The sequence below is a fragment of the Colwellia sp. KS18-150 genome (assembly GCF_057551365.1).
Genome location: NZ_BAAJMC010000047.1, coordinates 1 through 534, shown reverse-complemented (window position 1 = coordinate 534; position 534 = coordinate 1). Strand labels below are relative to the sequence as shown.

Genomic DNA, 534 nt, shown 5'->3' with positions numbered 1-534 from the left:
GGCGTTATGTGTAAAAGGATGTTCGGTGAAATATTTATATATTAGTGTACTTTTATTTAGTGCCAACATGCATGCAAAAGAACCGTGTCCTTATACTAACGATGATAAACCTTCGTTGTTGTACGAAAACCTTTCGATAGTTAACCTACCTTTTAGCGCTCTTGAGTATTTTAATTCAGGTCAACCTGAGGAAGCGAAAAAACTCTTAATTAATGAGCTTTCATCTTCGGTTATTGCTATAGATATGCTGTTATCTCATAAAGAGTGCTTATATCCTAAACATGAAGTAGGCAGAGCCATAAAGTTGCTTAAAGGTTTAGCGCTTATGAATGAAAACTACCCTATTGCAGCCTGGGAAGATAATCCTGAAATACAATCTATATTACAAAAATACATGAGTTATGAAAGCATCCCAGAAAATATGGTGAAATTTACACATAACAAGTCGTTAAAGCAGGACAAATAACAGTTGGCTTTTGCTCCTGCGTCGCTTATTTTAGCCAACATATTATTTGCCTCTTAACGAGGCGTTAT

Annotated in this window: 1 protein-coding gene; it reads left to right on the top strand. The window is 35.4% G+C overall.

Going from position 1 to position 534, the window contains the following annotated elements:
- A partial coding sequence (locus AC27IF_RS20220) for a hypothetical protein (RefSeq protein WP_487056158.1) occupies nucleotides 1–466 on the top strand: 466 nt, incomplete at its 5' end.
- Between the last annotated feature and the right edge of the window lie 68 nt (nucleotides 467–534).